Annotated in this window: 5 protein-coding genes; all 5 read right to left on the minus strand. The window is 75.2% G+C overall.

The window, feature by feature from the left end; all coding sequences use genetic code 11:
• Positions 1 to 25: 25 nt before the first annotated feature.
• A complete protein-coding gene (locus tag ACP4IX_RS34880; RefSeq protein WP_426558562.1) occupies positions 26 to 1,354 on the minus strand; it encodes a PLP-dependent aminotransferase family protein in 1,329 nt (442 codons plus the stop codon).
• Entirely contained in the window at positions 1,351 to 2,463 is a 1,113-nt protein-coding gene (locus tag ACP4IX_RS34885) for an alpha-hydroxy acid oxidase (RefSeq protein ID WP_426521885.1), read from the minus strand. The genes ACP4IX_RS34880 and ACP4IX_RS34885 overlap by 4 nt, the downstream gene beginning before the upstream one ends.
• Positions 2,460 to 3,581 carry a 4-hydroxyphenylpyruvate dioxygenase gene (hppD, locus tag ACP4IX_RS34890; protein ID WP_426521884.1) on the minus strand — a complete coding sequence of 374 codons (1,122 nt, stop codon included), beginning with the start codon at positions 3,579 to 3,581 and terminating at the stop codon, positions 2,460 to 2,462. Before hppD ends, ACP4IX_RS34885 begins: the two co-directional genes overlap by 4 nt.
• A 91-nt stretch (positions 3,582 to 3,672) precedes the next feature.
• Entirely contained in the window at positions 3,673 to 3,885 is a 213-nt protein-coding gene (locus ACP4IX_RS34895) for an MbtH family protein (RefSeq protein ID WP_217140139.1), read from the minus strand.
• Positions 3,886 to 3,929: 44 nt separating this feature from the next.
• Positions 3,930 to 8,975, minus strand: coding sequence for an amino acid adenylation domain-containing protein (locus ACP4IX_RS34900; RefSeq protein ID WP_426558564.1), 5,046 nt, complete (start codon positions 8,973 to 8,975; stop codon positions 3,930 to 3,932).
• Positions 8,976 to 8,984: the final 9 nt, after the last annotated feature.

Consider the following 8,984-nt stretch of genomic DNA (forward strand, 5'->3'; position numbering starts at 1 on the left):
ACCTGTGCGGCCGGACACGCTGTGCTCAGGCTGAACGGACGAAGGCGGCGAACCGGTCGAGCGCCTCCTCGACGTCCTCCGGTCCGAGGGCACTGCACGACAGGCGCAGACGGCGCAACGGTCCGACGCCGGCTCCGGTCTCCGACGCCGCCGCGTCGTAGAAGTGGTGCAGCGGCGTCCACAGCACGCGGTGCTCGCGGGCCGAGCGCTCCAGGACCGCGTCGGTGACGTCGAACGGCACGTCGACGACGACGAAGAAGCCGCCCTCGGGGCGGTTCCAGCTCACCCCGGACGCCGACGGGTCGGGGAAGCGGCGGGCCAGCCCCTCGACGATCCGGTCGAGGCCCTCCCGGTACACCTCGCTCTCCCGTTCGGTGGCGCGGACCAGGCTGCACCCGTGTTCCAGCAGCCTTCCCCCGGCCACCGCCTGGGCGATCGGCGAGGTGTTGACGGTGACCATGCTCTTGGCCTTGGCGAGCAGGTCCGCCAGGTACGGTCCCGACTCCACCGGTTGGTCGGCCACCGCGTAGCCGATCCGTACCCCCGGGAACACCGTCTTCGCCAGCGAACCGAGGTGGACGACACGGCGTGCGGTGTCCAGCGCCTTCAGCGTCGGGAGCCGGTGCCCCCGGCGCGGGAAGAGACCGTACGGGTTGTCCTCCAGGAGGAGGATCTCCTCCCGGTCCGCGAGGTCGAGGAGGTCGCGGCGTACCGGCACCGGCATCCGGATGCCCGAGGGGTTCGCGTGGTCGGGGACGACGTACAGGGCGCGCGGGCGCAGCCCGGCGGCGCGGGCGGTGCCGATACGCCGCCGCAGGTCGTCCAGGTCGACGCCGTCCGGGCCCTCGGCGACCGGGTGCACCGGCAGGTCCAGGAGACGCGCGGCCCCGGTGACGCCGACGTAGGCCGGCGTGACGGCCAGCAGCACGTCGCGGTCGTCGCGGCGCAGCAGCCGCAGGGTGAGGAACAGCGCCTCCTGGCAGCCCGTGGTGACGAGGACGGCCTCCGGGTCGACGTCGATGCCCTCGTCCACGGACAGCTGGCGGGCGATCAGTTCGTGGATGATGCCCTTCGTCCGTCCGTACTGGAGCAGCGTGCGCCGGACCCGCTCCTCGCCGTACCCCTGTTCGGTGCGCAGGTGGTCGCCGAAGACCCGCAGCGCGCGGTGGATGTCCTCGACGTCGTAGAACCCCTCGTACGGTGTGCCGGCGGCGAGGGAGAGCGCGTCCGGGTGGCGGCCCGCGATCTCGTTGAGGAAGTTCATCGAGGAGAGCAGCGGGTCGCCCACCGAGGGGTGCAGCGCGCTGAGGCCGAGGCCGTGCGCGGTCGTGCTCGCCGTGGTCGTCGCGGTCACCGCGGTTCCTCTCCCGGACCGGCGACGGTGCGCAGCCGTGCCGCCGCGGCGAGGTCCGGGCAGCCGGCCAGCGCGAGGGCCGACTCCAGTTCCTCGCCGAGCAGGTGGAGGACCCGGAGCGCGCCCCGGTGCCCGCCGGCCGCCAGGCCCCACAGCACGGGGCGGCCCAGCAGCACGCCGTCCGCGCCGAGGGCGAGGGCCTTCAGGACGTCCGTGCCGCTGCGGACACCGCTGTCGAGGAGCACCTCGCACCGCCCCGCGACGGCCTCGGCCACGGCGGGCAGGGCGTCGAGCGCGGGCAGGGCGCCGTCGAGCTGGCGGCCGCCGTGGTTGGAGACCACCAGCGCGTCCGCACCGCAGGCCGCGGCGCGTTCGGCGTCGGCCGGGTCCAGCACGCCCTTGAGGACCAGCGGCAGCCGGGTGTGTTCGCGCAACCAGTCCAGGTCGGCCCAGCCGAGGGACGGGTCGACGACGTTGGCGGTCTGCGCGGCGACCGCGCTCACGCCGCTGCTCGCGGTGCGCGGCACACCGTCGGGGCGGGGACCGAAGTGCACGGGCGACACCCCCTCGGGCAGGGCGAAGGCGCCGCGCATGTCGGCCGCCCGGCGTCCCATCCTCGGGGTGTCGACGGTCAGCATCAGCGCGCGGCAGCCGGCCGCCTCCGCGCGCTTCAGCAGCTCCTCGGTGTGGCCGCGGTCGCGCAGCCAGTACAGCTGGAACCAGGTGGTGGCGCCGGTGGCGGCGATGTCCTCCACGGCGGTGCTGCTGAAGGTGCACGCGGTGAACGGGACACCGGCGTCCCGGGCGGCGCGGGCGGCGGCCAGTTCGCCGTCCGGGTGCACGGCCCGCTGGTACGCCATCGGGGCCACGGCGACCGGGAGGGCGCTCTCCGTGCCGAGCAGGGTGCGGGTGGTGCCGACGGACGAGACGTCCGCGAGCACCCGGGGGACGAGGTGGAGCCGGTCGAACGCGGCGCGGTTGGCGCGGAGCGTGAGTTCCGCGCCCGCCGCCCCGCCGACGAAGCGCTCCACGGCGGCGGGCAGGACCGCCGCCGCCAGGGCCTCCGCGTCGGCGGGGGTGAGCAGGCCGGCGAGTGCCGGGTCGGTCATGCGGTCTCCCCGTCGGCGTTCGCGGCGGCCTCGTGCTCGGCCTTCTCCGCCTGTACGGCGTCGTACAGCGCGCGGACGTTGCCGCCGCCGAAGCTGTCCGCGCCGGCGCGCTCGATGATCTCGTAGAAGACCGTGCGCTTGGGGTGGACGGTCCGTGTGAAGATCTGGAAGAGCTGGCCGCCGTGGTCCTCGTCGGCGAGGATGCGGCCCTTGCGCAGCTCGGCGATCGAGTGGCGGTTCAGCTGGAGGCGCTGCTCCAGCCGGTCGTAGTACGTGTCGGGAGTGCCGAGGAAGACGATGCCCCGTTCGAGCATCCGGTCGACGGTGCCGATGATGTCGGTGGTGGCGAAGGCCAGGTGGTGCACGCCGCCGCTGCCGTGCCGCTCCAGGAAGTCACCGATGTGACCGGCCTCGTGCTGCGGGCTCGGCGCGAGGACGGTGAAGGTGAGGTCCCCGGCGGGGCTGCGGACGGCCTTGGAGTCCATGGCCTCGGTGCCCTGGACCATCAGCTCCTCGTACACGGACTCGTAGCCGAAGACCCGCTCGTAGTAGCCGGTGGTCTCGGCCAGCCGGCCCATGGGGACGCTCACCGCGACGTGGTCGAGGACCGTCAGGCCCACCGGCGCCGGTCCCCCGGAGGCGGCGGAGGCCGCCACGGGCTCGAAGCCGGGCAGCGGGACGGCGGTGTCCGTGCCGCCGGCGGGCCGCTGGACCAGGGTGTGGCGTACGTCGTCGAAGCCGGCGGCGATGACGGCGGTGACCCAGCCCTCCCGCTCGGCGGGCTCGGCGAGGGGCGTGGCGGAGCGGGAGACGGCGTCGGCGAAGGCCTCGCGGGCGTCGCGGGCGGTGAGCGCGATGTCGGCTATGCCGTCGCCGTGCCGCGCCACGTAGGCGGCGGCCGGGTGGTGGTCGTCGAGCGCCTGGGTCACCACGAGGACGATGTCGCCCTGGCGCAGCGCGAGGGAGCGGGAAGCGCCCTCGGGGCCGCCGCGTTCGGCGGTGGCGCAGACCTGGAAGCCGTAGCCGTCGGTGAAGGCCGCCGCGGCGGCCTCGGCGTCGGTGACGTACAGCTCGACGTGGCCGACGCGGAGGGAGGCGGCGGGTGCCGTGTCTGTCATGTCGTTCTCCTCACGGGGTGTTCCGGGGTGGTCGAGTGCCGGGAGTGGGGGTCCGGGGCGGTCGAGGGCGGGGAGTGGGGGTCCGGGGCGGTCACTGCTCGGCCATGGCGTCGGCCAGGCTCTTGGGCCGCATGTCCGTCCAGTTCTTCTCGACGTGGTCGAGGCACTCCTGGCGGCTCGAGGCCGGGAGGGCGACGGTCCAGCCGGCGGGGACGTCGGCGAAGACCGGCCAGAGGGAGTACTGGAGTTCGTCGTTGACGAGGACCAGGTACTGGGCGTCGTCGTTCTCGAAGGGGTTGGTCATGGGGGTGCTCCGTACTGGGGTGGGTGGGGTCGGTCGGACGGGGGTCAGGTGGTGTGGGGGCGGCCGGTGCCCGCCAGACGTTCCGCGACGGCGCGGCCGATCTCCGCGGCGGGGCCGGGCAGCGTCATGTCGTGGTGGCCGCAGGCGACGGGGTGCGGGTCGAGCCGTCCGCCGACGTACGGCGCCCAGGACGCGGGAGCCGGCGCGTCCGTCCCCGGGTCCGGTTCGGCGGTGAACAGCAGGACGTCACCGTCGAAGTGGCGGGGAGCGAACTCCCGTTGCAGCCGGGCGTGGTGGGCGGCGATGCCGGGCCACACCCGCAGGGTGCGCGGCGGGATGTCGGTGAGGGGCGCGCCCTCGCGCCGCAGGACCTCGCGGGCCGCCTCGGCGTCCACCGGGCCGCCGTCCGGGAAGCCGGGCGCCTCGTGGCCGAGGAACCGCAGCAGCCGGGCGAGGACGTCGCCGTCCGACCATTCCCGCTCCCGCGAGGGCGAACCGGTGGCCTCGGCACGCTCGACGGCGGCCGCGGTCGCGTCCGGCGGGTAGGCGTCGAGCAGGGCCAGCAGCGCGACCTCCTCCCCCGCCTCGCGCAGCCGCACCGCCATCTCGTGGGCCACCAGGCCGCCGAAGGACCAGCCCAGCAGGTGGTACGGGCCCTCGGGCTGGACCTCGCGGATACGGGCCAGGTAGTCGTCGGCCATCTCGCCCACGGACGCGGGCGGTTCCTCGTCCCGGGCCAGCCCCCTGGCCTGGAGCCCGTACAGCGGCCGGTCCTCGCCGAGGGAGCGGAGCAGGCCGGCGTACGGCCAGCTCAGCCCGGCCCACGGGTGGACGCAGAACAAGGGCGGCCGGGTGCCGGTGGCGCGCAGCGGCAGCAGGACCTCCAGGGCCCGCGTGGCCTCCTCGGTCCCTGTCCCGTGCCCGCCGCCGGAACGCAGCAGGCGGGCCAGGGCCTCGGGGGTGGGCGCGTCGAGCAGCGAGCGGATGCCCAGGGCGGTACCGGAGCCGGAGCCGGTGGCCGAGCGGATACGGCCCAGCAGCCGGACCGCGAGCAGCGAGTGCCCGCCCAGCTCGAAGAAGCCGTCCTCGGGGCCGACCCGGTCCACGCCGAGCACCTCGGCGAACAGCTCGCAGAGCAGCCGCTCCTCGGCGTCGCGCGGCGGGCGGCCGTCTCCGGCCGCGGTGAACGAGGGTTCGGGCAGCGCCCTGCGGTCCAGTTTGCCGTTCACGGTGAGCGGCAGGTCCGGCAGGATGACGACGGCCGCGGGCACCATGTACTCCGGCAGACGGTCCGCGACGTACCGCCGCAGCAGGGCCGGTTCGACGGGCTCGGGGGCGGGGCCGGCGACGGCGGGCACGGCGTAGGCGATCAGCCGGGCCTCGCCCTGTCCGTCGGCCCGTACGACGACGGCGGCGCGGGCTACGCCGGGGTGGGCGCGCAGGACCGCCTCGACCTCGCCCGGCTCGATCCGTACCCCGCGCACCTTGACCTGCTGGTCGGCGCGGCCCAGGTACTCCAGGGCGCCGTCGGCGCGCCATCGGGCCAGGTCGCCGGTGCGGTACATGCGGGCCCCGGCAGGCCCGAACGGGTCGGCGGCGAAGCGTTCGGCGGTCAGCGCGGGCCTGCCGTGGTAGCCGCGCGCCAGCTGTATCCCGGCGAGGTACAGCTCGCCGGTGGACCCGGGCGGCACCGGACGCAGCGCCGCGTCCAGCACGTACGCCCGGGTGTTCCAGACCGGCCGGCCGATCGGCACGGGGCCCCGGGCGTCCGGTTCGCAGTCCCAGTGGGTGACGTCGACGGCCGCCTCGGTCGGGCCGTACAGGTTGTGCAGCGACACCTCGGGCAGCACGGTGTGGAAGCGGGCCGCCAGGTCGGCGGGGAGCTCCTCACCGCTGCACACCACCCGGCGCAGTCCGGTGCACCCGGCCGCGGCGGGCTCGTCGAGGAACGCGCCGAGCATCGACGGCACGAAGTGCGCCGTCGTCACGTGTTCGGCGCGTATCAGCTCCGCGAGGTAGGCCGGGTCCCGGTGCCCGTCGGGACGGGCGACGACCAGGGCCGCGCCGGTGACGAGCGGCCAGAACAGCTCCCACACGGAGACGTCGAAGCCGGTGGGGGTCTTGTGCAGCACCCGGTCCCCGGCGGTGAGCCGGTAGGCGTCCTGCATCCACAGCAGGCGGTTGACGACGGCCTCGTGCGAGACGGCGACACCCTTGGGCCGGCCGGTGGAGCCGGAGGTGTGGATGACGTAGGCGGGGTTGCGCGGGTCGGGAGCGGTGTCCGTCCCGGGGGTGGGCGTCCCGTCGCCGGTGTCGGCGTCCACGACGAGGACGGGCGTGTCACCCGCGGGCAGCGGGGACCGTGCCGCCACCGCCTCGGTGACCAGGATCCGGACCGGTTGGGTGTCCTCGAGGAGCAGGGCGACGCGTTCCGCCGGAAGGCCCGGATCGACGGGGACGTACGCGGCGCCCGTCCGGAGTACCGCCAGGAGGGCCGTGATCAGCTCGGCGGAGCGGGGCACGGCGACGGCGACGCGGGTCTCCGGTCCGGCTCCGGCCCGGCGCAGTCGGTCGGCGAGGGCGGAGACGCGGGCGGCCAGCTCGCCGTAGGTCAGCCGCTGTGTCCCGTGGACGACGGCCGGCGCGTCGGGTGTACGGGCGGCCTGGGCGGCGAACAGCTCGGGGAGGGTGGCCGGCGCGAGGGGCACCGCCGTGTCGTTCCACCGGGTGAGGACCAGTTCGCGTTCCTCGGCACGGAGCACGTCGACGGCCGCCGGCCGCCGGCTGGGCTCCGTGGCGAACTCCCGCAGCAGCAGGCCCAGCCGCTGGGCCAGCGCGGTCACGGCCGCGTGGTCGAAGTGCGCGGGCTGGTAGCCGAGGCGGAGGGTGAGGGCACCGCCCGCGGAGTCCGGTGAGCCCTCGGTCGTCCGGGACCCCTGGGTCACGATCAGGCTCAGCGGGTAGTGGGTGGCGTCCCGGCCCTTCACCCCGGTGAGCCGCGGCCCCGGGGCGCCTTCCCGTGGGGCGAGCGACTCCCGGTCGACCGGGTAGTTCTCGAAGACCACGAGGGTGTCGAAGAGGGCGGGGTGGCCGGACAGCCTCGTGACCTCGCTCAGTCCGAGGTGCTGGTGGGCCATCAGGGACGACTGGCCGGTCTGGAGTGCGGTGAGCGTCTGCCGGACGGTCGCCCGCGGATCGAGGGCGACCCGGACGGGCAGCGTGTTGATGAAGAGCCCGACCATGGACTCGACCCCGGCGACCTCCGGCGGGCGGCCCGCGACCGTGGCGCCGAAGACGACGTCGTCACGGCCCGTCATGCGGGACAGCAGGACCGCCCAGGCGCCCTGCACCAGGGTGTTGACCGTCAGGCCCGCTTCCCGGGCCAGCCGGTGCAGGGCCTCGACCGTGTCCGAGGGCAGTTCCAGGGTGACGTGGCCCGGTTCTGCCGTGGACGTGCCGGCCGCCCCGGGGGCGAGCAGCGTCGGTTCGTCCAGCCCGGCCAGCTCGGCGGTCCAGGCAGCCCTGGCTGCCTCCCGGTCCTGGGCGGCGAGCCAGGCGAGGTAGTCGCCGTACGGGGTGACGGCGGGCAGTCCGGCCGCCGAGCCCCGCGCCGCGTACAGCGCGAACATCTCGCGGAGCAGCACGGGCATGGACCAGCCGTCGAGCAGGATGTGGTGCGGCGTCAGGACGAGGCTGTGGTGCTCCTCGTCGTGCTTGACCAGCGCGATCCTCAGCAGCGGAGGCCGCGACAGGTCGAACCGGGCCGACCGCTCCTCCTCGGCGACGCGGTCACGCCGGACGGTGTGCTCCGCCGTCGGTACGCCGGTCAGGTCCACGGTGCGCCACGGCAGTTCGGGGTCGCGCACGACGACCTGGACGGGGGTGCCGGTGCCGTCGTGCACGAAGGCGGCCCGCAGGTTGGCGTGCCGGCGCAGCAGCGCCGTCCACGCCTCGCGCAGGACCGGCGCGTCCAGGGGGCCGGCCAGGTCGAGTACGAGCTGGGCGGTGTAGACGTCGGTGTCCTGGGCGTCGTACAGCGCGTGGAACAGGAAGCCGTCCTGGAGGGGGGAGAGCGGGAGGACGTCCTCCAGGTCCGGGTGGGCGGCCTCCAGGGCCTCCACCTGCTCCTGGGTCAGGGACACGAGGGAGAAGTCGGACGGCGTGTGCCCGCCGGCCCCGGCATCCGTGCCCGCGAGGGTCTCCAGCGCCCGCAGCCACCGCTCGGCCAGCTCCCGCACCTCCGCCTCGTCGAGCAGCTCCCCCGCCCACGCGAACGTCGCCGACAGCACCGGGCCCTCGGGGCCGTCGACCGTGACGGCGTTGATGTCCAAGGCGTGTGCGAGCGGGGTGGCCGGATCGGCGTCGGGTCCCCCGGGCTGTGCGACCGGCGACCAGTCGGCACCGGACGGGGACGCGGACGTCGGCGTGCGCCCGAGGTAGTTGAAGCCGACCCGGGGCCGGGCGAGACCGGCGAGGGCGGGCGCGGTGCCGGCGTTGAGGTGGCGGAGGAGGCCGTACCCGGCGCCGTCACCGGGGACCGCCCGCAGCTGTTCCTTGACCCGTTTGACGGCGTCCGCCGGGTCGTCCCCACAGGCGGTGACGTCGAGCCGGACGGGGTGGACGCGGGTGAACCAGCCGACGGTACGGGAGAGGTCCACGTCCGGCCGGTCGCTGTCGCGGCCGTGCCCCTCCAGGTCGACCAGCACCCCGCCCACGGTGTCCACACCCCGCGCCTCACGCCACTGACGCACCGCGAGGGCCAGCGCGCCCAGCAGCACGTCGTCGACCCCACCGTGGAACGCCGCCGGGACGGACGACAGCAACGGAGCCGTCTGCGCCCCCGGCAGCGTCACCGTCAGCCGTCGTGCCGTGCCGGCGGTGTCGCGGGCGGGGTCCGGGTCCCGGCTGCCGAGTGCCGGCTCGCCGCTTCTCGTCGTCTCCTGCCAGTACGGGAGTTCGGCGGTCACCCGCGGGTCGTGCGCCCGCTCGTGGAGCAGTCCCGCCCAGCGCCGGAACGACGTGCCCACCGGGTCCAGCCGCACCGGCTCACCCGCCGCCACCGACTCCCACGCCTGCCGCAGATCCGGCAACAGGACCCG

The sequence above is a fragment of the Streptomyces sp. WG5 genome, from assembly GCF_049974565.1.
Lineage (GTDB): Bacteria > Actinomycetota > Actinomycetes > Streptomycetales > Streptomycetaceae > Streptomyces.